This window comes from Halopiger goleimassiliensis (genome assembly GCF_000455345.1).
Lineage (GTDB): Archaea > Halobacteriota > Halobacteria > Halobacteriales > Natrialbaceae > Halopiger_A > Halopiger_A goleimassiliensis.
In genome coordinates this window covers 491663-514438 of sequence record NZ_HG315691.1, presented here as the reverse complement: position 1 = coordinate 514438, position 22776 = coordinate 491663, and the positions used below count along the sequence as shown (strand labels likewise).

The 22776-nt window shown below is 64.2% G+C and carries 22 protein-coding genes and 1 tRNA gene; 8 read left to right on the top strand and 15 right to left on the bottom strand.

What is annotated here, in order from left to right; translation table 11 throughout:
• The gene (locus tag TX79_RS17245; RefSeq protein ID WP_049928872.1) at nt 1-420 is read right to left on the bottom strand and encodes a PPC domain-containing DNA-binding protein; all 420 of its coding nucleotides are present in this window, start codon (nt 418-420) and stop codon (nt 1-3) included.
• 194 nt (nt 421-614) lie between these two features.
• On the opposite strand from TX79_RS17245, the gene TX79_RS17240 reads away from it, so the two are divergent.
• Nucleotides 615-1880 (top strand): acyl-CoA thioester hydrolase/BAAT C-terminal domain-containing protein, encoded by a 1266-nt coding sequence (locus tag TX79_RS17240; protein WP_195892533.1) that lies wholly within the window; start codon nt 615-617, stop codon nt 1878-1880.
• Between the two features lie 506 nt (nt 1881-2386).
• Here TX79_RS17240 and TX79_RS17235 read toward each other — a convergent pair.
• The 5 genes from TX79_RS17235 to TX79_RS17215 form a co-directional block, all read right to left on the bottom strand.
• Entirely contained in the window at nt 2387-3652 is a 1266-nt protein-coding gene (locus TX79_RS17235) for a YcaO-like family protein (RefSeq protein ID WP_049928870.1), read from the bottom strand.
• Nucleotides 3645-4664: a TOMM precursor leader peptide-binding protein gene (locus TX79_RS17230; RefSeq protein WP_049928868.1), complete on the bottom strand. Its 1020-nt coding sequence runs from the start codon at nt 4662-4664 to the stop codon at nt 3645-3647. The genes TX79_RS17235 and TX79_RS17230 overlap by 8 nt, the downstream gene beginning before the upstream one ends.
• Nucleotides 4657-5568, bottom strand: a complete 912-nt coding sequence (locus tag TX79_RS17225) for a SagB/ThcOx family dehydrogenase (RefSeq protein WP_049928866.1) — start codon at nt 5566-5568, stop codon at nt 4657-4659. Before TX79_RS17225 ends, TX79_RS17230 begins: the two co-directional genes overlap by 8 nt.
• Nucleotides 5569-5654: 86 nt before the next feature.
• On the bottom strand, nt 5655-6458 hold the full coding sequence (locus TX79_RS17220; RefSeq protein ID WP_049928865.1) for a hypothetical protein: 804 nt from the start codon (nt 6456-6458) through the stop codon (nt 5655-5657).
• Nucleotides 6458-7807, bottom strand: coding sequence for an ABC transporter ATP-binding protein (locus TX79_RS17215; protein WP_230198612.1), 1350 nt, complete (start codon nt 7805-7807; stop codon nt 6458-6460). The genes TX79_RS17220 and TX79_RS17215 overlap by 1 nt, the downstream gene beginning before the upstream one ends.
• Nucleotides 7808-7859: 52 nt before the next feature.
• On the opposite strand from TX79_RS17215, the gene TX79_RS19765 reads away from it, so the two are divergent.
• A complete protein-coding gene (locus TX79_RS19765; protein WP_195892531.1) occupies nt 7860-8012 on the top strand; it encodes a hypothetical protein in 153 nt (50 codons plus the stop codon).
• 37 nt (nt 8013-8049) lie between these two features.
• Here the strand turns inward: TX79_RS19765 and TX79_RS17210 are convergent, their stop codons facing one another.
• Complete coding sequence (locus tag TX79_RS17210; protein WP_049928864.1) at nt 8050-8556, bottom strand: hypothetical protein; 507 nt, start codon at nt 8554-8556, stop codon at nt 8050-8052.
• Nucleotides 8557-8725: 169 nt separating this feature from the next.
• Entirely contained in the window at nt 8726-8893 is a 168-nt protein-coding gene (locus TX79_RS19760; RefSeq protein WP_195892530.1) for a DUF7556 family protein, read from the bottom strand.
• A gap of 127 nt (nt 8894-9020) precedes the next feature.
• On the opposite strand from TX79_RS19760, the gene TX79_RS17205 reads away from it, so the two are divergent.
• Together TX79_RS17205 and glyS are read left to right on the top strand one after the other, a co-directional pair.
• Entirely contained in the window at nt 9021-9875 is an 855-nt protein-coding gene (locus tag TX79_RS17205; protein WP_049928863.1) for a CBS domain-containing protein, read from the top strand.
• Nucleotides 9868-11691 (top strand): glycine--tRNA ligase, encoded by a 1824-nt coding sequence (glyS, locus tag TX79_RS17200; RefSeq protein WP_049928862.1) that lies wholly within the window; start codon nt 9868-9870, stop codon nt 11689-11691. Before TX79_RS17205 ends, glyS begins: the two co-directional genes overlap by 8 nt.
• Before the next feature lie 150 nt (nt 11692-11841).
• On the opposite strand, the gene TX79_RS17195 is transcribed toward glyS, so the two are convergent.
• Nucleotides 11842-14256, bottom strand: coding sequence for an outer membrane protein assembly factor BamB family protein (locus TX79_RS17195; RefSeq protein ID WP_049928861.1), 2415 nt, complete (start codon nt 14254-14256; stop codon nt 11842-11844).
• Between the two features lie 165 nt (nt 14257-14421).
• On the opposite strand from TX79_RS17195, the gene TX79_RS17190 reads away from it, so the two are divergent.
• On the top strand, nt 14422-14646 hold the full coding sequence (locus TX79_RS17190; RefSeq protein WP_049928860.1) for a hypothetical protein: 225 nt from the start codon (nt 14422-14424) through the stop codon (nt 14644-14646).
• 39 nt (nt 14647-14685) lie between these two features.
• Here the strand turns inward: TX79_RS17190 and TX79_RS17185 are convergent, their stop codons facing one another.
• On the bottom strand, nt 14686-15027 hold the full coding sequence (locus TX79_RS17185) for a hypothetical protein (RefSeq protein WP_049929256.1): 342 nt from the start codon (nt 15025-15027) through the stop codon (nt 14686-14688).
• 130 nt (nt 15028-15157) lie between these two features.
• On the opposite strand from TX79_RS17185, the gene TX79_RS17180 reads away from it, so the two are divergent.
• Nucleotides 15158-15820, top strand: coding sequence for a type 1 glutamine amidotransferase (locus tag TX79_RS17180; protein ID WP_049928859.1), 663 nt, complete (start codon nt 15158-15160; stop codon nt 15818-15820).
• A 415-nt stretch (nt 15821-16235) separates the two neighbouring features.
• Here TX79_RS17180 and TX79_RS17175 read toward each other — a convergent pair whose 3' ends face one another.
• The 3 genes from TX79_RS17175 to TX79_RS17165 all read right to left on the bottom strand — a co-directional run bounded on the left by TX79_RS17175 (nt 16236) and on the right by TX79_RS17165 (nt 18601).
• Nucleotides 16236-17015, bottom strand: coding sequence for an MOSC domain-containing protein (locus TX79_RS17175; RefSeq protein ID WP_049928858.1), 780 nt, complete (start codon nt 17013-17015; stop codon nt 16236-16238).
• 76 nt (nt 17016-17091) lie between these two features.
• Nucleotides 17092-17505, bottom strand: a complete 414-nt coding sequence (locus TX79_RS17170; RefSeq protein ID WP_049928857.1) for a disulfide bond formation protein B — start codon at nt 17503-17505, stop codon at nt 17092-17094.
• A 97-nt stretch (nt 17506-17602) separates the two neighbouring features.
• Nucleotides 17603-18601 carry a glycosyltransferase family 4 protein gene (locus tag TX79_RS17165; protein ID WP_081655631.1) on the bottom strand — a complete coding sequence of 333 codons (999 nt, stop codon included), beginning with the start codon at nt 18599-18601 and terminating at the stop codon, nt 17603-17605.
• A 271-nt stretch (nt 18602-18872) separates the two neighbouring features.
• Here TX79_RS17165 and TX79_RS17160 point away from each other — a divergent pair, with 271 nt between their 5' ends.
• Nucleotides 18873-19811 (top strand): NAD-dependent epimerase/dehydratase family protein, encoded by a 939-nt coding sequence (locus tag TX79_RS17160; protein WP_049928855.1) that lies wholly within the window; start codon nt 18873-18875, stop codon nt 19809-19811.
• Nucleotides 19812-19990: 179 nt separating this feature from the next.
• Here the strand turns inward: TX79_RS17160 and TX79_RS17155 are convergent.
• Nucleotides 19991-20063: transfer RNA gene (locus TX79_RS17155), tRNA-Asn, on the bottom strand.
• A gap of 94 nt (nt 20064-20157) precedes the next feature.
• Between TX79_RS17155 and cca the strand changes: the two genes are divergently transcribed.
• Nucleotides 20158-21543 carry a CCA tRNA nucleotidyltransferase gene (cca, locus tag TX79_RS17150; RefSeq protein ID WP_049928854.1) on the top strand — a complete coding sequence of 462 codons (1386 nt, stop codon included), beginning with the start codon at nt 20158-20160 and terminating at the stop codon, nt 21541-21543.
• 54 nt (nt 21544-21597) lie between these two features.
• Here cca and TX79_RS17145 read toward each other — a convergent pair whose 3' ends face one another.
• Nucleotides 21598-22770, bottom strand: coding sequence for a hypothetical protein (locus tag TX79_RS17145; protein WP_049928853.1), 1173 nt, complete (start codon nt 22768-22770; stop codon nt 21598-21600).
• Nucleotides 22771-22776: the final 6 nt, after the last annotated feature.

Here is a 22776-nt window from a genome sequence, read left to right as displayed (position 1 = left end):
CTACAGCCAGAGGTCCAGTTCGGTCGTCTCGTCGTACTCCCGCTCGAGCGGCTCCTCGAAGACGCGCATGTGGACCTCGCCAGCCCAGACGGTCGCCTCGTTCAGGTGGCCGGCGTAGGTGGTGCCCTCGTCGTCGGAAAGCACCGCGTGGGTGTGGGCGAAGCGGTCGTCCTCCAGCCACGAGACGTTACCCACGCAGCTGGCGACCTCGAGCGGTTCGTCGAACGCGATCGGATAGTACTCGCACTCCTCCTGATCGTAGAACCAGAGTTCCGCGTCCTGTACCGCCCCGAGCGCCGTGAACCACGCCGCCTCGGCCTCGACCTCCTCGGCGAGCGTCTCGATCTCGGCTCGCCACTCGGCCCCCGTCTCGAGGCGGGCGACGTACTCGCTCGTGGCGTCGACGGCTCGGTAGTGCATACGCAACTACTGTGGGGGCAGGGGAAAAGAATTCATTGGTTGGGGCACGCGAGTACGAATCCAGTCGTTCCTCGCGAGGATGCGTCTCCCCCAAAGCTTTACTGACACTCCATTGATTGATCGTGGTGATGGCCAGTGGCTATCTCACGAGCGTTCGTCGGCACCACCAACCCGTGCTGTAGAGGGTGATTTCAGTGAGCGACAGCTCTAGCACCGAGTACGATCCCACGTTCTACCACCCTGGGGTGGTCCAACTGGACCAGCGGTTCGAGTTACGGATCGAAGACGTTCCGTCCGACGAACCCGTCACGCTTTGTGCGCGGCTTGATGACAAAAACGGCGTCACGTGGACGTCGAGAGCAGTCTACGACGTAGAAGATGGGATCATTGCGGTTGAAAGGGACGAACCAGTAGACGGAACGTTCAGCAACCCTGATACGATGGCGCTGATTCAAACGATGGTGCCGGAAGACGGAACCGACCCGTACTTGATCGATGACGATACGGTCCTCGAGTTCGAGGTGAGGGCCGACGGAACGAGGCTTGGCACGTCGGAACTACTACGAACGTACGGCGATCCTGCGGTTACTGTTACCAAAATCGAGGAGCACTTCGACGGATTGCTCTACGAACCACCGGGAGACGAGCCGGCACCCGGCGTCGTCACGTTTCACGGAACGAGTGGGACACCCATGTACGAAACGAGTCGAATGCTCGCTTCGAATGGATTCGTCGTGCTCGCGCTTCACTGGTTTACCTTCTCCGAACACGCAACGGCGTCGGTTCCGAACAACGTAGTCGAAATCCCGGTCGAATACGCCGTCGATGCGGTCGAGTGGCTGCTCGACCACGAACGTACAGCCGGATCCCAGGTCGGGGCCGTGGGGGTTTCGAAGGGGCCGGAACTCGCTCTCCTGGCGGCCACACAGACCGACGGCATCGGTGCTGTCGTTTCTCTCGGCGGATCTGCGGTAGTGTGGGAAGGGTTCGGACTCGAGGTGCCCGGTTCGTGTTCGTCGTGGACGATCGATGGCGAACCCGTTCCATATCTCCCGTTTCGGGACGATCTAGAGTGGGATATGGAGCCCCCCATGGATCTGTGGTCGAACTATACGAAGTCCTACGAAGCGGCAACACCCGAACGGATCGACGAAGCGACGATCCCCGTCGAAGAGATCGACGGGCCGCTTCTGTTTATCTCGGGTGCAGACGACGCACTCTGGGACGCGAAACGGTTCTGCAAACCTGCCATTGATCGGCTGGACGAACGCGGCCACCCCTACGAATACGAACAGCTCGTTCTGGAGGACGCCGGGCACGCAGTGACGGTCCCGTACCAGCCAACTGCCAACCGTACGGACGGACTCTGGACGTTTGGGGGTACCGCCTCCGGATACGCAAACGCCGACGAAGTGTTCTGGAGGCGAACGACGGAAACGCTCCGTTCGATAACGGAGTAACGCGTGATCACGTTCGACAGCGGGGGATCCCGTTCACACGGGCAAGCCTTCCTGACGAAACCGGGCCGGTGTACTGGACCGATACAGGGATAGTATCTGTCCCCTACGCCCGAAATTATTTATGTTATTGCGTAGACAGCAATGCCGGATGCACCTAGAGATAGATTCCCACCACGGGAGGACGGAAGCCAGAGACAAAATCGGAATCGACAACGAACACGCAAAACTGAGGGAAGAGGCCCCCAAGAAGATGGGTATGGATTCCAAAGCGTTCGCGACGAATACCTGTGGCTGCTGTGCCTGTGACAGTTGTTGCTGTACTGGAATCCAATTCTAACGGCCGCAACTCCGGCCGAACCCGGTTTTTCCGACCTCTTCAGTCACTCGGAGTCACGTCTACGAACGACACGCGTCAGGTTTCGAACGCAGTACACCCGTGAATAACGCGGCTGAGGCTCCGGGACCGACAGGTCGCGAATTCGACATAACGTATCTCAGCGCCCGTGTTAGGGGTACGGGTGTGGAGCCTCGTTTTCGATCCGACCGTCGAGTTTTGGGTGCCGATCGAACGGAAACGACGGATACGATAACTGTAGCAGCTCCGGAATGATGACTTTGGTAACGTTCACTCCGATGTCCTCGACGTCCGGCGTCGTCAGGTCGAACGCGATCGGAGTAACACCTTCGGCAGCGAGCCTGTCGAGCACGAACGATAGCTCCTCGCCTGGCCCATCGAATTCGTGATTTCCGTCGATCGAACGCATCGATCTCGAGGGACCGTCGAGCAAAAACTCCAGGTGATCGAAATTGTCGGTGTCGTAATAATAGTAGACGTTGTCCTCGAGATTGTCGATCCCTCGAGGATCGATATCGTCGACGACGTCGCGTTTCTTGTGGCCGGATATCAGTTGGATACACTGTGTGGCTTCGAACGATGCCCCTCGTATCGCTGCCCGATACGTTTCGCCAGCACCGCCGGAAAAGAACGGGTACGACGTATTGCTTTCCGATAGAATACCGAGACAGCCAACGGTTGGAAGGTCGACCCCCGTCTCGTACTCGAGCAGGTGTAGTCGAACTTGTTCCGTTTCGGTCGGGAACTCGTCGGTTTGAATTCGATTCGGTGTCGTTTCCGTAAACCACGTTTCCATGAACGCGTCACGTTCGATCTGCTCGTACAACGAGGCGAGCACTGATTGTGGTATCGTTTCGTGACAGGCGAGTCCGTTCGTCGTCGTCGGGATGATCGGATTCCAGTCGGTTCCCGACGTTCCGTACACGAACTCGAGCGGCAGGTACGTCTGCTCCCCTGTGAGGAGATTCGTCCCGGCGATCCAGGGACGGACGTCGGACGGATCGAACTCGTCCAGTTCACCGAAGTATTCTGCCGCTCGTTCTCGGGCCGACGGGCTATAGAGGCGCAGATATTTTGGATCGATCATCTCGTAGTCGGCGGCGAGTTCGGTATAACGTGCATCGTTGCTATCGGGGTGGGTTATCTGGGGCACGTATCGCTCTACGGTTTCGCCTAACAGGGTAACCGTCCCCTCGCGAACCGACCCGCCTTTTCCGGAAGACTGTATGAACCCGTTCGCGTTTTCGTCGTCGAACAACGTACTGATATCGGGTTTATCTCCACGGACGACTACGCCATCCGCCGGATCCGCTCGTAGCGGAAGCGTATAGACGACGTTGGTGCAGAGCCCGGTTTTCTCACCGAGTATTCGGGACAGCGGCAACGTTACCTCTCCGTGTTGCTCGTGTTCAATCATATTTGAACGCTTCAGGATCGATTAACCGTTGCCAATTTTCGCTCGAAGCCCCGCACACGTCACAGCGCGGCATTTTCATGATCTCGTTCGTCTCCATATTCATAGAGACCAGATCGATATCGAGCGTTCGTCCAACGACGTACCCGTGGCCAGTGAGCAGTTGCGTCGTCGCTTCTTTCGCTACCAATCCCCCGACGATTCGCGAGTGAGAGGGTAAATGTACCCGCTGTTGATCAGGGACACTCTCGATGAACGCCTGGTAGTTCTCACTCGCCGTTTGGTTCATACGCCATCGTTCCAGCAGACACGAAAGACACGGCGTTTGCCCCGGTACAATCGTTGGTCCGACGATCGCTTCGATACCGAGTACGTGTCCGACCGTCAGCGGTGTGTCGGTTTCGACTGCCCGCTCGTTGACTCGCTTGGCGAAATCCATTCCCGGCGTGTTGTCTGCATACACCACGTACTCGACGTTCGATACGAGCGAGTCGACAGTATCGGTGTGGGTCACGACTCCGTCGATCGATTCGACGATCCCGCGTCGGTCGTCGTCGACGTCGAGTAGCTGGACCCGGTCGACACCGGTTTCGGCCAGGTCTGCTGCGACCATCGCCCCGATTCGGCCGCGGGTTACGACGCCGACCGTCGCCGTTCGGAGACGATCGAGCTCCTCGTCAGAAACCCGGTCGGCCAATGTACTGTAACTCCAGAGGCTGTTGGGGTCCCGGTCACTAACGTCGATAAGGGCCTTCTTTTCGAGTAACGTGGCTACTACCGACCGAATCTCCTCTCGATGCTCCTCGTCGAACTGGTCGAGTATCTCCGAGACGGTACTCCGTCCGTCGATATACTCGAGCAGTTCCGCAATCGTTCCCTCCTCGTCGGAGTCTTTGATCGTGTGTTTTGCCCCCGCGAACGGACCAACGCGGAATTCGATTTCGTTGTCGGAGATCTTCAGGGGGACGAAAATGGGATTTATCGCCGGGTGTACGCCCTCCAGATTCTCAGCCATCGGTATCACCCGTCTCGGCAGGCTTACCGACGAAAAACCCGTACACGGTCGATTCGTCTACGCCATTTACCTCGAGTACCTCGTCGACTTCGCTCTCCCTCAACCCGCCCTGACTTACCGTTCCGAACCCCATCGCTGCTGCAACTAACTGGACGTTCTGGGCCATGTGCCCGGCTTCTAACAGCGCGAACCGATACCCTCGTGGCCCGTACTTAATTTTCGTTTTCCAGAACGCTCCAGTCATGAGGAACAGCAATGACGCCGCTGCAAGGTTCGGTGGACAGTCGTCTAAAAACGCGTCCAGTCGTTCCAGAATGGTCTCTCGGTCGGCCTGCTCGATAACTCGAAGGCCGTGTTCTCGGGCGGAGTAATAGTAAATTCCCGAATCGATCCGGTCCGCGTCGAGGAGAACGATATACGGTTCGATGGGGTACAGTGCCCCTGCTGAGGGATACCCCCGTGCCCGATGCGTGTGCTCTCCGAACTCGAACATCACGTCCCGAACCATTCCGCAACCGTACTGTAACAGCGTACTCAACTCGTCAGGAGGGACCTCGTATCGTTCGAAATTCTGCACCGATCGCCGTTCGAGGATTGCATCCGAAACTGCTCCAGTCGGTTTGTCTCCGTCCGGGAGGTCCACCAGCGGTCGCTCTCGATGATCCGTTCCGGCGATAAATGCAGTAGCCGTCTCCTCCGAAAACCGCTCGAATTGCTCGATAGATCGGTTGAACTTCGGATTCACTTGGTCTACTTTCGTGGACTCGTGAAATATCTCGCTGATATCACCGGTGGTAGATTCTTTCTGGGAGAACTCCTGGAAGTACGTGACCGGCCGTACGGGACGTGTATTTACGTTCGCCTCTTGGGAGGTCGCCTTTTTTAATATCTGTATGTGGTCCATACAACGTCCCCACCGAGATTATATTTAAAATTTTCCGAGATTATAGTACAGTGTGAGAAAACAATCGAAAACACAACCGGGTCCCGTCAGTAATGTCCTAAAACTCCTAATTTGCGTGCTCGTCGCTGGGCCAGTCCAAAGAAGGCTACGCCGATCGTAAGGTATCCGACGGCACAACCGAGCAGAATCACCAGTTCGGCGACTGGGAACTGCCAGAGACGTGTCCCCTCTTGCATCGCCTGTCGTAGCAGGTAGCTACTCTGGGTCAGTGGTAACCCCCGCAAAACTGGGACCGAACTGACCGGAGCAGCAATGAGGCCTACCAGCCCGAACGACAGAATCTGAAACACGTTTTCGATTCGTTTGTAGATGATCGCCAACCCGCCAAAGATAAACCCGATCCCGAGTATCGAGGACAGGCCCAGAAGGACTATCGGAACAATAGTTATCAGATCCAGGTGTACCGTCTCTCGAGTCGTCAGCAACATCAGCAGTAGAATCAGCGCGCCGGTCAGGAAACTCAGGACGACGTTCGTGTACGATTTGACGAGCATGACGTATTCGAAGCGATGAACGGACATGTATAGCTGTTCGAGCGTCCCCCACTGCGCTTCGCGAGTAATATTCCACGTGAGGTCGGCAAACGCGCTCCACGCCATCGACCACAGGAAAAACCCGATGATGATGCCTTCCAGGTTGTCGGCGAGTGCTTCCCCGGCTATCGTACTCCCTCCATAGAAGATCATCAGGAAGAAGAGGTACATCGTCAGCAATCCGGAGAGCAAATTGAGGGGGTATCGGAGCATCAATATCACTTGTTTCTTAAAAATACCCCGAACGAGCGTCAGCGTCGTACTGAACGGTACTTCTGACGTATCGCTCGGACGCACTAGTTCTCACCACCTGCTTCGCTCGGCCGTTCATCGTCGGGTCGATACTGCCGTCGTGCCGTCACGTCTTTCTTCGACGGCTGCCCGTCGTCCGCTCTCTGTCTGGTGCCCTCTTCACCAGTGGCTGCGGACGGTTCGTCCGTTTTCTGCCCCGTAATCTCCAGGAACGCCGTTTCGAGATCCGGGTCGGTCGAGTCGATCGACTCGATCACACGGCCGCTTTCTTCGAGAGTTTCGACCAGATCGTACAGTAACTCGGCCCTGGCGAGTACGACCGTAAACGTCTCCTTGCCATCGGCCGTTTGCGTCCACTGTTCGACCGTGTGAGTGCGTTCGATCGATCGGCGCACCCCCTCCGGTAGCGGTTCGTTCATCGTTACGTCGTACGCCTGGGATTCGAAGATCGCGGTGAGTTCCTCGATAGTACTATCGGCAACGATCCGTCCGTCGTTGAGAACGATGATTCGATCGCAGAGGGACTCGATGACGTCCATATCGTGACTCGAAAGAACGACGGTCAACGACTGACGGTCGACCAGGCGACGAAGTTCTCGCCGCAACTCGAGGGAACTCTCTACGTCCAGTCCGAGGGTCGGTTCGTCCAGAAACAGGACGGAACAGCCACGGGAAAGCGTGGTTGCGAGCGAGACCTTCTGTTTCATCCCCCTCGAGAGTTCCCTGACGGCCACGTCGGCTTTCTCCGTCAACCCGAACAGTTCGAGCAGTTCGTCGTGTCGATCACGTACTGCGTCTGGGGAGTGGCCGGCAAGGGTTGCGAAAAATTCGAGGTTCTCCCGGACAGTTAACCGCCAGTAGATATTCCGTGCCCCTTCTAACATCGCACCAGCGTGCGAATAGACGTCAGTGCTGTCGTCGGTTACGGTGATTTCGTCGATGACGACGTCACCCTCCGTCGGAACGATAAGTCCCAACATCGATTTGATCAGCGTCGTTTTGCCTGCCCCGTTCGGGCCGAGAATACCAACTACCTGTCCCGGATCGATACGAAACGAGACGCCGTCGAGAGCCCGAACCTCACCCTCGGGTCCGTCGTATCGTTTGGTCAAACCGGAAACCGAAACTGCGGCAGAACGTGTGTCCTTCCTCCCCATACTCGTGGTCGAAAATGTACCTCGGGGAACAACGTAATTGTTCTGCCCGGAAAGTAGAATTAATAGTCGACTCTGGAAATCAGTATCCCTTCGATCGACGGTCGGTAAGACGAGGCACAGCACCTCGCCGACGCAAAACGCCGATCGCCCGGATCCAGCAGTTGGTGCACCTCTTTCTCTCGATCGTCGCGAAAGCCCTCTTGCAGTCCGAGTTGAACAGTGGGAGTCGTCTGCCACGATCGTTCGTCGCGAAAACCCTTATCAGGGCCGCGACGTTGTTTACTCGTGTATGAGTAAACTATCTCACCAGCTGACGACAGTGACGGAAACCGGACGGAAGGTCAAGCGGACGATCGACCACTCTCCCGAGTTCGGCGAGGACTCCACCGAGGGTGATTCCCCCACCGGTCGCATTCCACCGGGCGGCTTCCTTACCGGGTGAGGTCCCTCGCCGCGTCTACTCATCCGTCTGTGATCGCTCACTCGAGTACTGACGTCGGGTTCTTGAGGTAGACGTCCTGGTCCGTGACCCGCCGGTAGAGGTCGTACAGGGTCTCGACGGCGTCAGGGTCGGGGTCGAACCGGACGTGGGGTGTCGCGTGATAGCTCCGACACGCGATCAGGAAGAGGTACAGCGTCCGGTGGTGGGCCGGCGTCGCGTCGACGACGGCCATCGATCGACTCCCGAGGTCGTTCGAGAACGTCGTCAGCATCGCCTCCACGTCGTCGTGTAGCTTCTCGTCCGGTCGATACTGCGGAGTGCCGAACGTCCGTTCTACGTACTCCCGCGTCGCCGCGAACAGCGGGTTCGCGTCGAGGCCGGTCGGATCGACCGCCTGAAAGGTCTCGTACAGGTCCAGCACTGCCGAGAGTTCCGCCCGCGTGACGGCGATGGGCATCACCGGATCGCCACGCGGCAGCGAGTACTCCGGGAGCGTGAACGATGCCGGATCGGGAACGCGGTCGAACACGCGCTCGAGGGACATGTGCGCCATCACGTGACACATCGGGAAAACGGTTGGCGCGGGTCGGCGGCTACCGAACGCGTCGCTCGTGCTGATACTGAGCCGGAACGGCAGTCCGATACCGCACTCGAGAGCAGTTGCTCCTCGCCGATACGAACCGCACCGGCGACACCCCGGGTCCCCACACCCCCTATCGCCAGGCCGGCAGCGTCGGTGCGTCTTCGGCCTCCATCGACAGCCACGCGTCGTCCGCGGAGATGTCCGCGATGACGTACTCGTCGCCGTCGCTCGCACTGCTCGAGTCGATCGAACCGACGATCGTGTCGGCGTCCGCCATGGCGGGGGGGTTCGTCGCCATGTATGTGACTCTCACTCAGCCACCTATAAACTCGTCGAATCGGACTGTCCGTTTGCCCTGATCGATCGTCCGCGACGCGGCGCGCGAAACACTGGGTTTATACGCATTTTCGCCCTACCCTGGGGATATGAACGTAGCCGACGCCATGACGCCCCGCGAGGACGTGGTGACCGTCGATCTTCCGGGGACGCGGTCCGACGTCCTCGAGTACCTGCAAGAGCAGCCGTTCTCGTCGGTGCCGATCGTCAACGACGGCGACGACGGGCCGGAGTATCGGGGACTCATCTCGCGAGACGCCCTGATCGAACAGCCGGACGAGGACCAACTCGTCATGCTGATGGACGAGAACGTCCCGACCACGACTGCCGACACTACTCTCGAGGACGTCGCCCGGACGATGGTCGAGGAGAACGCGCGCCGCGTCCCCGTCGTCGACGGCGAGTTCGAGGGGATCGTCACCGTCACCGACGTGATCCACGCGATCGCGACCGGCGATCAGGAGACCGACGGGACGGTCGAGACCTACGCCAGCGAGAACGTGAACACGACCTACGACGGCGCGCCACTGACCGTCGCCGAGCGCGAACTCTCCTACGCGAACGTCCCCTATACCGTCGCACTCGACGACGACGGGGAGATGAGCGGCGTCCTCACGGAGGTCGACATCATCGACGTGGCCCGCATCGTCGAGGGCGAGGAGGAGACCGGCGACAACTTCGACGATCAGGACTCCGAGTGGTCCTGGGAGGGGATCAAGGCCGTCGGGAGCCGCTACCTCCCGACCCGCGACATCGAGATCCCGAACGGTCCGGTCCGGGAGTTCATGAGCGACGACGTGGTGACGGTCTCCGGCGGGGCCTCGATCCAGGAGGCCGCCCAGCGGATGATCAGCAACGACATCGAACAGATCCCGATGGTCACGGGCGAGCAACTGGTCGGCATCGTCTGTGACGTCGACCTCCTCGAGGCACTCTATGAGTGAACACGACACCACCGAACGGACGGACGCGACGACCGAGAAACTCGTCGAACTCGCGAAGCGTCGGGGCTACTTCTTCCAGTCCTCGGGAGCCTACGGCGGCGTCGGCGGCTTCTACACCTTCGGTCCGCAGGGCGCGGCCCTGAAGGGCAACGTCGAGGACGCCTGGCGCGACCGGTTCGCCGTCGCCGAGGGCAACATGGAGATCGACGCGCCGACGATCATGCCCGAACCCGTCTTCGAGGCCTCGGGCCACCTCGAGGGCTTCGACGACATGCTCGTCGAGTGTCCCGACTGCGGCGAGAGCCACCGCGCGGACCACGTCGTCGAGGACAACACCGAGTACGAGGACGCCGAGAGCCTCCCGATCCCCGAGGTCGAGGAGGTCATCGCCGAGTACGAACTCGTCTGCCCGAACTGCGGTGCTGGACTCGCGGGCCAGGCCGTCGAGGCCTTCAACCTCATGTTCGACACCAACATCGGTCCCGGTGAGTCCCAGCCGGGCTATCTCCGCCCCGAGACCGCACAGGGCATCTTCGTCGAGTTCCCCCGCCTGAAGGAGTACGCCCGGAATCAACTGCCGTTCGGCGTCACCCAGATCGGCCGCGCGTACCGCAACGAGATCAGCCCCCGGCGCTCGATCATCCGCGTCCGGGAGTTCACGCAGGCCGAACTCGAGTACTTCGTCGACCCCGAGGAGGACGAACCGGACCTCGAGTCCGTCGCCGACGTCGAGGTGACGCTGTATCCGGCCGACGAGCAAAACGCCGAGGACGGAAGCGAGATCGCGATCACGATCGGCGAGGCTGTCGAGGAAGGAATCATCGCCAACGAGTGGGTCGCCTACTTCCTCGGCGTCGCGAAACCGTGGTACGAGTCGGTCGGCGTCGACATGGACCGGTTCCGGTTCCGCCAGCACCTCTCCGGCGAGCGCGCTCACTACGCGGCGGACTGCTGGGACGCCGAGAGCGAGATCGACGGCAACTGGATCGAACTCGCCGGCTTCGCCTACCGCAGCGACTACGACCTCTCGAAACACGAGGAGCACTCCGACGACCGCTTTACGATCTTCAAACAGTACGACCAGCCCAAGACCGTCGAGCGCGCCACGGTCGACCCCGACATGAGTTATCTGGGGCCGGAGTTCGGCGGCGACGCCCAGGCCGTGGTGTCGGAACTCGAGGCGCTGGCGGCCAGGGACCGGTCGGCCTTCGAGGGTGAGACCGTCGAGATCGAACTCGAGGGCGAGACTCACGAGATTCCCGCCGAGAAGACCGGATTCAGCGTGGAAGAGCAGACTGAGGCGGGCGAACACATCACGCCCCACGTCGTCGAACCCTCCTTCGGCGTCGGCCGACTCGTCTACACCGTCCTCCACCACGCCTACCGCGAGGACGAGGTCGACGGCGAAGAACGGACCTACCTGGCGCTCGAGCCGGAGGTCGCGCCGACGTTCGTCGGCGTCTTCCCCCTCCAGAGCGACGACGAACTCGTCGACGTCGCGCAGGAGATCGTCGACGACCTGCGCGAGGCGGGGCTGTCGGTCACCTACGACGACTCGGGCAACATCGGCCGGCGCTACCGCCGCCAGGACGAGGTCGGCACGCCGTTTTGCGTGACGGTCGACTTCGAGACGATCGAGGAGCGCGAGGCGCAACGCGCCTCGGAAGACGCGAGCGGCGATGAGCCGCGAGCCGAGGAGACGACCGTTACCGTCCGCGAGCGGGACACGACCGAGCAGAAACGGCTGCCGGTCGACGACCTGGCCGAGACGCTCGCGGCGATTCGGGAAGGCGATCTCACGTTCGACGACGTCTAGGCGCACTGTCGGAAAACCGCGAACGTACTCTTTGTCAGGTTCCGACCGATCGGTCGTTGTCCGACGCGGTGGTGTGTTTCGACGCAGTCGATCGGCTCGAGTTCCGCACCGTCCCCCGTCCGCCTGCCAGCAGCCGTGGGGACGAACCGATCACTCGAAGCCGTAGACGCCGTCGTGGCCGGCACCGAACAGTCGATCCTCGGTGACGACCAGTTCGGAGATGATCGTTCCGTCCTCGAGGAGATCGCTCGAGACCGACGCGTCGCCGGTGTCGAGGTCCACGCCTCGAAGGCTACCGTCGGTCACGACCCAGACGCGACCGTCCGCGACGACCGGTGCAGTATCGATCGACGACTCGAATTCGGTCCGCCACTCGATCTCGCCCGACTCACCGTCGATGGCGGCGATCGTCGGTTTCGTTCCGTCGATTCCTCCGCCGGCCGTGAAGACGGAGCCGTCGGCGACCGCCGTCGACCGCATCGATACCCCGTCGGTGACGTCGTGGACGGTCGTGGTCCACTCCGAGGCCCCCGAGCCGGCGTCGTACGCGCGCACCGTGCCGTCGTTGACGGCAGTGACGACCAGATCGTCCAGCACCGATGGACTCAGTGCCGGATATCTCGAGGGGTTGTCCGCCCAGAGACGGCGTCCGTCGTTCGAAATCGCGGTCAGACTGCCGTGAGAGACGAACAGCGTTCCGCTCGAGACCGCCGGAGCGATCGTCGTTCCCGAACCGACGGAGCCGACCACCTCGTGATCGCCGCTCTCGGGATCGACTTCGTACACGTCACCGTTCCGCTCGACCCCGTAGACGACGCCGTCGGCGGCGACGAACGGCGCACTGAACTCGCCGCCCGTGTCGAGTTCCCACGCGGTAGTGCCGTCGTCGACCCGAACGCCGAAGATGGCACCCTCCGACGTCCCGACGATCGCCAGGCCGTCGACGACCGTCGGCGTCGTCGCCGGGAACGACCGGTCCGGCCCGACAGACGTGCGCCACCGGACGTCGCCGGTCGTGGCGTCGATTCCGAACAGCGCACCCCGCTCGCTCGCGATCGCGACGCCGTCCGCGACGACCGGCGGCCGCGGATCGCTCGCCGGGACGGCCCACGCCCGCTCGAGGTCGTCCCGCGGCGGCGTCGCGTCGGGGTTTCGCCGGGAGTTGCCGCGATCGTATCCGGCCGTCGGCCAGCGGCCGACGTCCGCCGCGGCGTCGAGGTCGCCGGACGAGAGCGCGGTGATCCCCCGATCGTGTCCGACGAAGACGTCCGCGGACGTGACCGCCGGTTCGGCGGTCGTCCGCCCGCGATACCAGGCCTCGCCGACCTGGTCGCCGCTCGAGGCGTCCAGCACGTAGAGCGTTTCGTCCATGCCCAGCAAACAGACCCGATCGTCCGCGACGACCGGCGGCGCGAGTACGCTCGTCTGAAGCGTCGTCTCCCAGACGCCGTCGTCCTCCGCGAGGGAAACCGCCCGGACGTGCGCCTCGTCCGACTCGCTGACGTGTGCGGCTCGCTCGTTGTCGACGAAGACGGCGATCTCGTCCGTCACCGCGGGTTTCGGCCCGTCGACCGCCTCGTCCTCGGTCTGCCAGAGGACGTCGCCGCTCGCCGCGTCGACGACGAACCCGGTGTGTTCGTGGACGTAAACCACGCGATCGTCGACGAGCACGGGGCTGTCGCGGTCGTTGACGACAGACGTCAGCTCCGTCTCCCACTCGAGGTCGCCGCTCGAGGCGTCGATCCCGACGAGGCGGTCGCCGGGGACGGCCACGACGATGTCCCCGTCGGTCGCGACGCTTTCGGTGTAGCTGCCGACGTCCGACTCCCAGAACCCGTCGCCGGTCTCCGCGTCGAGCGCGTAGACGGTCCCGTCGCCCGAGACGTAGACGGTCCCGTTCGCGACCGCCGGCGCGCCGCCCACGTCCCCCTCGATCGTCGTCGTCCACCGCGCGTCGCCGGTGTCGGTCTCGAGCGCGAGCACCGCGTCTGGGTCGTCGCCGGGCCGGTTCGCGCAGACGTAGAGCGTCTCTTCGACGACGGTTCCGGGATCGAACGCGCTCGGTACCCTCCCCGGTTCGTCGAAGACCCGGAGGGCGTTCGTCCACTCCACGTCGCCGGTGTCGGCATCGAGCGCGACGACTGCGCCGCCGTGGGGCGGCTCCTCGAGCACACTCGGGTCGAACTCCTCGCGGTAAGAGAATACGCGTCCGTCCGCGGCGATCGCGCCGAACGACTCCGGGTCGATCGCGTCGGTCCGGTGTCCGACCGTCCACCCGTGGTGCAGTGTCTCGATCGACGCGTCCGCCCCGGACACGGACCCGGAGTTACCGAGGTCGCCGCCGAGCGTCGGCCATCCGCCCGCGGATCCGTCCCGGAGATCCGTCTCTTCGGTCGATTCATCGGCAGCTGCCTCTCCGTCGCTTCCCCCGCTCGCGAACTCCGCCGTATCGTCTTCACCCGGATCGGTGAACGCGTCGAGTTCGTCCGAACAGCCGGCGATCCCCGCCACTCCCCCGGCAGCGAGCCACTGAAGGTAGCGTCGCCGCTCGACTCGGTTCGACATAGGCGACCAAGACATGTACGGTCAATATGCCTTGTGGCTGACGCGATCTCGAACCCTGCTCGATACCCGGCACAGTTCAGGGCGGCCGCGGTGGAGCCGACCGCTTGGTCTCCTCCTTGCGCGCTCCGGGCGCGTCGTTATCCAGCCGAGTCGGCAAGCACGGGTATGCCGATCGGCAAACTCCTCGGGTCGAAAACGACCCGCTCGCTGACGGTCGTCTCGGTACTCGCAGAAGCCAAGCGCGCCTTCAACGGCGGGAACCGGACCCGTGCAATCCTCTTGCTCGGAGTCGCCGTCCTCGCCTGGAAGTGGGCGGTGATCGGGCTGGCCGCACAGGGCGTCATCAAACTCGTCCGCGGCGGCGGCTCCGCCGGCTCGAGTCCCGCTTGAGCCTCGGACTACCGGACGAACGCCAGTAATCCGGCAGCATCAGTCGCCGAACTCCGCCTCCTCGAACTGTTCGTTCGCGAGGTCGTCGATCAACGATTCGACGTCCTCGGCTTTCTCGTCGTCGAGGTCCTCGACCGCGCCGACCCCGCGGCCGCCGCTTTTGGCCGTCGCGAGCGCGTTCTTGTTCAGGTTCCCGTCCGGATCGACGACGGGCAGTTTCAGGTCCGTGAAGTTCTCCGGCGGGAAGCCCGACGCCGAGAGGACGAAGTGCTCGGCCACCTCGCTCAGGTCGTCCGTCTCGAAGTCCTCGAGTTGGGGGTCGTCCCACTCCTCGGTCGTCGTCCCGGAAAACGAGGGCTCGTGGTACTCGTAGTCGATCATACGTGAGTGATCGACGGTGTCGTCCATCGGGGTCGGCCCTGCGATTTCAACTTGCTCGAGGGTCCCGCGACCCTCCCGTGCATCGCCGCGTTCGGTATCGTTTTTCGCGCCGCGACCGAAGGCCCTCGCGATGACGGAGTCGATGCTGGTCGTCGTCCGCAACGAGGTCGATCCGGACTTCGACTACCACTGCGACGCGATCGCCGACGCCCTCGAGTCCGTGCCGGCGACCGTTCGGGAAGTGGACTACCCGGCCGGGGAGCGGCCCGACCTCGCACGCGCCGACGGCGTCGTCCTCTCGGGGTCGACGGCCGGCGTCTACGAGGCCGACGAGCGGCCGTGGATCGACGACGAGGCGGCGCTCGTCCGGGCATTGCTCGAGCGGTCGGTCCCGACGCTCGGGATCTGTTTCGGCCACCAGCTGGTCAACGCGGCCCTCGGCGGGACCGTCGAAGCCGCCGAGACGACCTGCCGTCCGGTCCGCGCCGACCTCGACTCCGACCCGCTCTTCGCGGAGGTCCCGCCGACCGTTCCCGTCGCCCACGGCGACGTCGTCACCGAAACCGGAGAGGGGCTCGAGGTCGTCGGCAGGGCGGACTACTACCGTGCGTTCGCGACGCGACACCGCGACGCGCCGCTGTGGACGGTGCAGTTCCACCCGGAACTGACGGCGGCCCACCGGGACCGACTCGTGGCCGACTTCGGCTGGACGGACGGCGAGTCCGGCTTCGCGGCCGTCGACGCGAGGCGGATCTTCGACAACTTCGCCGACATCGTCGCTGAACGGGCGTAATTCGTCGCTCGAGCGTCGACTCTCCTGGGGATTCAGGGATGATCGGGTGGTCGTCGGCGAAAGGGGGTGAAAAGCGGTCGCGCCCGGGTTCGGGACGCGACCCGCTCGAACGGCCACCGGACGGTTCCGGTGGCCCGACCGCCTGAGGGGGTGTCGATCGGAGCGGGGGCGAGTGCCGAGTCGGTCCGGTGCCGTTCCGTGCCTCTGACGTCGCGTCCGACTCGGCTGTCGTGAGGCAGGGACCGACGGCAATAACGGTTCCGCGGGATCGACTCTCATCCGCCGCTCGAAGACCGAACTCGTTCGGTCTCCCTACCGGGCTGTAAGCGATCCGTACCCGGGTACTTTCCCCGTTGCTCGATCCGAACGGAGCCGGGTCGCGCGCGACGGACTCCCGACCGCGTCGAGGACGAACTCACTCGGAGACCGTGACGGGATCGCCGACGCTGAGACGCGCCCCGCGGTCTCCCTCCGGAATCCGGCTGATGAGCATCAGCGTGTAGTAGTGGTCGAACGCCGACGGGTCGGCCCACTCGGGGAAGGTCTCCTCGCGTTTCTCGACGAACCGCTGCTGGAACTCGGGTATCGGTTCGCCCGTGTCGGGGTCGCGCTGGGGGACGACGCAGCGACCACACGGCGTCACCCCTTCGAACGTGATCCCGTCGGCGGCGAACGTCGGTGCGTCGTCGCCGACGAAGCGGTCCTCCCAGAACGCCGGGACGCCCGACACCTCGACGTTGGCCCGCAGGCGTCGCCGAGCGCTCTCGACGGTGAGGTCGTCGAACCACGAGGCGACCGCCTCGAGGCTGGCGGTGCTGATCACCGAGGGTCCCATCTCGCGGCGGTCGACGTACCCCAGCGTCCGGTCCCGCTCGAGCGAGGGGTTCTCGACGCCGAGGTGGTCGCCGAGCCAGGTCGCGGCCCGGTCGCGGTCGTCGGCGTCGTCGAGGTCGAAACGGCGCTCCCCGCCGTCGGGCGCGACGACGGACAGCGTCGTCGTCTCGGGATCGAAGTCGGTCTCGAACTCGTGGATCCGCGCCGTTCGCTTCCCGTTGACGACCTCTCCCTCGCTATCGAACAGCGCGAACTCCCGGTCATGTGCGAGCGTGCCGCCCTCGAGAATACTCGCCGACTCGAGGTCGATGCCGTCGAACCCCTTCACGGGATAGACCCGAATCCGCTCGATACGTGCCATTGGCGGTGACTCTCGTGCCAGCCTCCTATACGTATTCGTTCGAACACGTTCCGCAACGGGCGACGCGAACTCGCGACTATCGGGTGTCGGCACGCTCGCGCCACGCGACGGCGATCAGTCCGGCCGAGATCAGGACGAACGCGAGCAGGGAGAGCCGCGGAATGGTGAAGACGCCGAAGCCGCGCCAGTCGACGCTGCCGCAGCCGGCCCCGACCCCACAGATCATCCCGGCGTCCGCGGTCACCTGCAACAGGCTGTGGTAGGCCGCGACGACGACGCCAAGCCCCGACAGTGGCAGCGCGCTCTTCCAGACGCCGCCCCGGTTCTCGAGGGCTGCGACTCCGAGGACGACCACGAGCGGGTACATCAGGATCCGCTGGTACCAGCACAGTTCGCAGGGGATGTAGCCGACGACCTCGCTGAAGTAGAGGCTGCCCGCGGTCGCGACGACCGCGACGAGGGTACAGCCCGCGAGCAGGCGTCGTTGCATGCCGCTCGCTGGGTGCGCAACCGTGTTCAATGTTGGGTTACTGACTAGCAGTTCGCCTCGAGGGGCGAGGTGGTTCCATCGGGACACACTTACGGGGTCAGTCGGACGTCGATCGGACTCGAGCCGTCCCGGCGGTCGTCGCGTCGTCGACCGTCCGGTCGTACAACTCGAGCAGCCGGTCGACGACGACCGTCTGGCTGACCTCCTCGACGGCTTGCCGACCGTTCGATCGCTCGTCGCGCGCCAGGACCTCGATGAGGCCGTCGACGAGTTCGTCGTCGGTCGTCGCGACGACCGAGGGGTCGACATCGGCGAGTCGCGTGCGGACGTCGCCGACGTCCAGCGAGACCACCGGGAGGTTGCAGGCCATCGCCTCCTTGACCGACGTCGGCGATCCCTCGTGTTCCGACGTGAGCAAGAGCGCGTCGGCCGCGTTCATGTACGTCGAGACCTCGTCGTGGTCGACGCCGTGGACGACCTGCAGGGTCACCGACTCCTCGAGCAGGTTGTCGACCGTGGCGACGACCTCTCTGGCCCGAGGGTAGTTCTTGACCGTCCGCTCGGGCGAATAGGGGAACAGGACGTGACGCTCGTCCTGGGCCCAGCCGACTCGTTCGCGCGCCCGGCGTCGATCCGTCGGCTGGAACTTCTCGAGGTCGATGCCGAACGGCAGGACGGTCGCCGAGGTGGGGAGCCGATCCGCCATCCCCTCCGTCATCACGACGACTTCGTCACACAGGGGTGCGCAGGCCCGCGAGATCGGTCCGCCGGGTCCGGCGAGGTCGGTCCCCCACAGCGAGCAGACGACCGGCAGTCGCCGCTGGGCGAGCGCCATCGGCGCGGTCAGTCCGTAGTGGGCGTGGACGAGGTCGTAGCCGTTGCGAGCCTCGCGGATCACCTCGGGGACGTACCGGAGGTAATCCCAGGGCCGACGCGACTGCCCCGCGCCCACGTCCCCGGGTACGGGCAACGTCGTGGTCGAGACGCCCCGCTGCTCGAGCGCCTCGAGTTGCTGGCACAGGAACGGCGATTCGTCGTAGGTCGTGAGTACGAGGACGTCCATCTGGATACCCGTAGCTGAACGGGACACGGCCATTGTTAATTCGAGCGCACAGCCGGACCCCCGAAGCCGCTCGCTCGAGTCGACAACCGTACGGAGGTCGAACGACGGCTGGGTCGTCAGTACGGGCAGGAAACGTGGGATTGCTAGACGGCCAACGAGCGGTAGAGCGGGCGTAGGGAGAGCTAATACCCTCCGCGGGGCTGTAGCGTTCGAATTACAAAGCCCGGACGACCGGTCAGCGCGACCATGACGACACTCGAGGGGGCGACCGTGCCGACGACCGGTCGCACCAGGGGTGTGGACGATGCGTGATCGCGTCGGTGTCCTCGGGGCGTCGGGCTACGTCGGCGGCGCGGTCGCGTCGGTCCTCCGGAACCGCGGCTACGACGTCGCTCCCGCGGCTGGCTCGAGCCACGAGACGTATCCGACCGTCGACCTCCGGGACCGGGCGGCCGTCCGTTCGTTCGTGGCCGACGTCGACGCCGTCGTCAACGCCGCCGGACTCGTCGGGACGGACGCCTGCGCGGAGCGCCCCGACGACGCCTTCGAGATCAACGGAACCGGCGCGGCGACCGTCGCGTGGGCGTGTGCCCGCCGGGACGTCCCGGTGGTCCACCTCTCGTCGGTCGCGACGATCGGTCGTCCCGAGACGGTGCCGCTCACCGCCGACAGCGAGCGCATCCCGGAGACGACATACGGGCACACCAAACTGCTCGGCGAACGCGCCGTTCGGACGGTCACCGACGGCCGCGTGCCGTCGGTCACGTTCTGCCTCTCGAATCCCTACGGAAGCCTCGAGGAGACGACCCTCGGCGACTCCGTCGTCGATTTCTTCCTCGAGCGAGCGCTCGCGGGCGAGGCGCTACCGGTCCATCGGCCCGGCACGCAGGAACGGGACCTCGTCCACGTCCGGGACGTCGCGGACGCGATGGCCGCCGCCGTCGGGGACCTTCTCTCCGAGGCCGACCCCGTCGCCCGAACCTACGTCCTCGGCAGCGGCGAGAGCTACAGCGTCCTCGAGGTGGCCGGGCTGATCGCCGCCGCGCGTCGCGACCTGGTCGGTTCGAGCCCCGACCTCGAACTCCGCGAGCGGCCGTCGTCCGCGGGGCCGGTCCTCGAGCGGTTCGCGGTCGATCCCGCCTCGATGCGGTCGGACCTGGGCGTCGAACCGACGCGGGACCTCGAACGGTGGGTTCGCGAGGTGCTCGAGGCCCGCGACGCGTCGACGGCGGCCCAGGCGTAACGGGTCGCCTACTCGGTTCCGTTCGGACGAACCCCTCGGAGAGTCTCGAGCGCCGACGCCAAGACTCGAACAGGTGCGAGACGAAGACCGGCGTGTTCGAGTCCTGTTGGCTCGTGTTTGCGGAACCCGGATTCGCTCGGAGCTACCGCTCCTCTCGAGATGTGGGTTCCGCAAAAACACGCCGAAGCCAGGACTCGAACCTGGGACAACCTCGTTAACAGCGAGGTGCTCTACCATCTGAGCTACTTCGGCTCATCATCTGGTAGCAGGGTGTATTTGATAGGGCTTTCGCTTTGCCGGCCCGTGTTCGATACCCTTTCACGCGCGCCTCGAGTAGGCACACGCGATGAGCGAAGAGGACGCCGACAGCGAGCGCGACGCGGTTGCGGCCGTCGTCGAGGCGGCCAGGGACCGACTCGACCCTGACGAGGAGGAACGCGAGCAGCTCCGCACCGTCGCCGAACGGCTCCTCGAGCGGGCCGAGACGGCCGCACGGGAGCGGTGTGACGGGGCCGACGCGACCCTGGTCGGCTCGAGCGCCCGCGGGACGTGGATCAGCGGCGACCGCGACATCGACGTCTTCGTCCGCTTTCCATCCGACGTCGACCGGGAGACGCTCGAGGAGTACGGCCTCGCGGTCGGCCACGAGACGCTGCCCGACGGCCACGAGGAGTACGCCGAACACCCCTACGTCAAAGGCGAGTGCGAGGGGTTCGACGTCGACGTCGTCCCCTGCTTTCGACTCGACTCGGCGACGGAGATCCGTTCGGCGGTGGATCGGACGCCGTTTCACGACCGCTACCTGCGGGAGCGACTCGACGACGACCTCGCGGCCGACGTGCGGCTCACGAAGGGCTTTCTGAAGGGGATCGGCGTCTACGGCAGCGACCTCAAGACGCGGGGGTTCAGCGGCTACCTCACCGAACTCCTGGTCGTCGAGTACGGCGGCTTCCTGCCATTGCTCGAGGCCGCGGCGGAGTGGCAGCCACCGGTCGAACTCGACCCCGAGGATCACGCGCCCGCCGACCAGTCGTTCGACGATCCGCTGGTCGTCGTCGATCCGACCGACCCGGAACGCAACGTCGCGGCCGTCTGCTCGGCGGCCAACGTGGCCCGACTGCAGCACTACGCCCGCGCGTTCCTCGACGAGCCGTCCCTCGAGTACTTCGAGCCCCGGGAGCCCAACCCCCTCTCTGAATCGGAACTTCGCGAGCACCTCGAGCGCCGCAAAACGACGCCAGTCGCCGTCCGGTTCGACGCGCCCGACCTGGTGGAGGATCAGCTCTATCCGCAGTTGTACAAGTCACTCTCGGGAATCACGCAGGGGCTGGACGATCGCGGTTTCGACGTCTTCCGCGGAACGACGTTCGCCGACGACACTGCGGTGATCTTCGCCGAACTCGCGGTCGCCGAACGGCCGGCCGTCGAACGTCACCGCGGCCCGCCGGTCCACGTCCAGGGCCACGCGAAAGGCTTCTACGAGACGTACGCCGACGATCCGGACGCGTACGGCCCGTTCGTCGAGGGGAACAGGTACATCGCCGAACGCACTCGTGAGTTCACCACTGCTCGCGACTTCCTGGCGAGCGACCGCCTCTTCGACGTCGGCCTCGGTGCCCACGTCGAGACGGCCCTCGAGGACGGTTACGAGGTCCTGGTCGGCGACGAGGTGACGGCGCTGTGTGGTGAGTTCGGGCCAAAGCTCAGGCGCTACTTCGAGCCACGACCCTGAACGGGTCCCGCCGGTCGTACTCTCTCCGGGACCGTCTCGAGTCCGCGGCTCCCGTCAGTCGCCGGCCCGGTTGTCCGTCTCCCCGCCGACGCCAGCGACGACCGTCGAGAGCTGTTGTCGCCACCGAAGCTGCTCGGCGAGGTCGCGCTCGACGGCCCGAAGCCGCTCCTCGAGGTCGTCGACGTCGCCCTGGACGTCGTCCGTCGTCGCCGCTACGTCTCGCTCGAGGTCCTCGACTGCCCGTTCGAGCTCCGTCGTCGACGCCGCGGTGGTCTCGAGTTCGTCGAGCCGATCGCGCATGGCCGCTCGCTCCTCGCCCGCGGTGTCGAGTTCCTCGCGGACGGCGTCGAGGTCGGCTCGCAACTCCTCGAGCAGCTCCCGTCCGGTGCCGTTCTCGTCGACGAACTCCTCGAGCGCGTCGGTGTACGCGGCGAGTTCGTCCATGCGAGCCTGGACGTGGCTGAGCCGGACGTCCAGGCTCTTTCCGGACCCGCTCTCGAGGTGGTCCGCGAGCGTTTGGATCGCGTCGGGGTCGGCCGACCCCGCCTCGAGTTCGGCCGCGAGTGCCTCGACGAGCGAGCCGTCCGTCGCGGGTTCCGGCGCGGTCTCGGGCGATGGTTCGACCGGCTCCGGCTCCCGATCGGGTTCGGACTCGGACTGCCGCTCGTCCTCGGTTCCATCCGCGTCGCCGTCGTTCATCGACGCGACGAGTTCGTCGAACGTGACCTCGTCGTCGGCCGACTGGACGGCGGTCGGATCGACGTCCGCGGCGTCCTCGCCGTCGGATTCGATCGTCGCTGGATCGTCCCCGTACGCCTGTTGTAGTTCCTCGAACGCGCCCGCTCGCTCCCCCGACGCGCGGTCGTTTGCCACCCTCGACTCGAGGTCGACGTGTTCCGGGTCGAGTTCCTGCCAGTCGACGTCCGAGAGGCGGTCGTCACCGACGACGTCGACGATCACGTTCTTCGTGGCCGCCGTCGTCGTCAGGATTCGCACCGTCTCGCTGGTTTCGACCTCCTCGGGTCCGGGATCGATCCGGATCGTCTCGAGGACGTCGTCGAGTCGCTCGACGATCCGCCGTTTCGCCGCCGGCGATTCGTCGCCGAACTGCAACCGCAGACAGTAGAGTTCGTCGCCGCCACCGTTCGAGGTCGTGGTGACGAGATTCGAGACTGCCCCTGTGCCCTCCTCGGCCGCACGTCTCCCGTTCGGAACGTCGTTGGTCACGTTCTA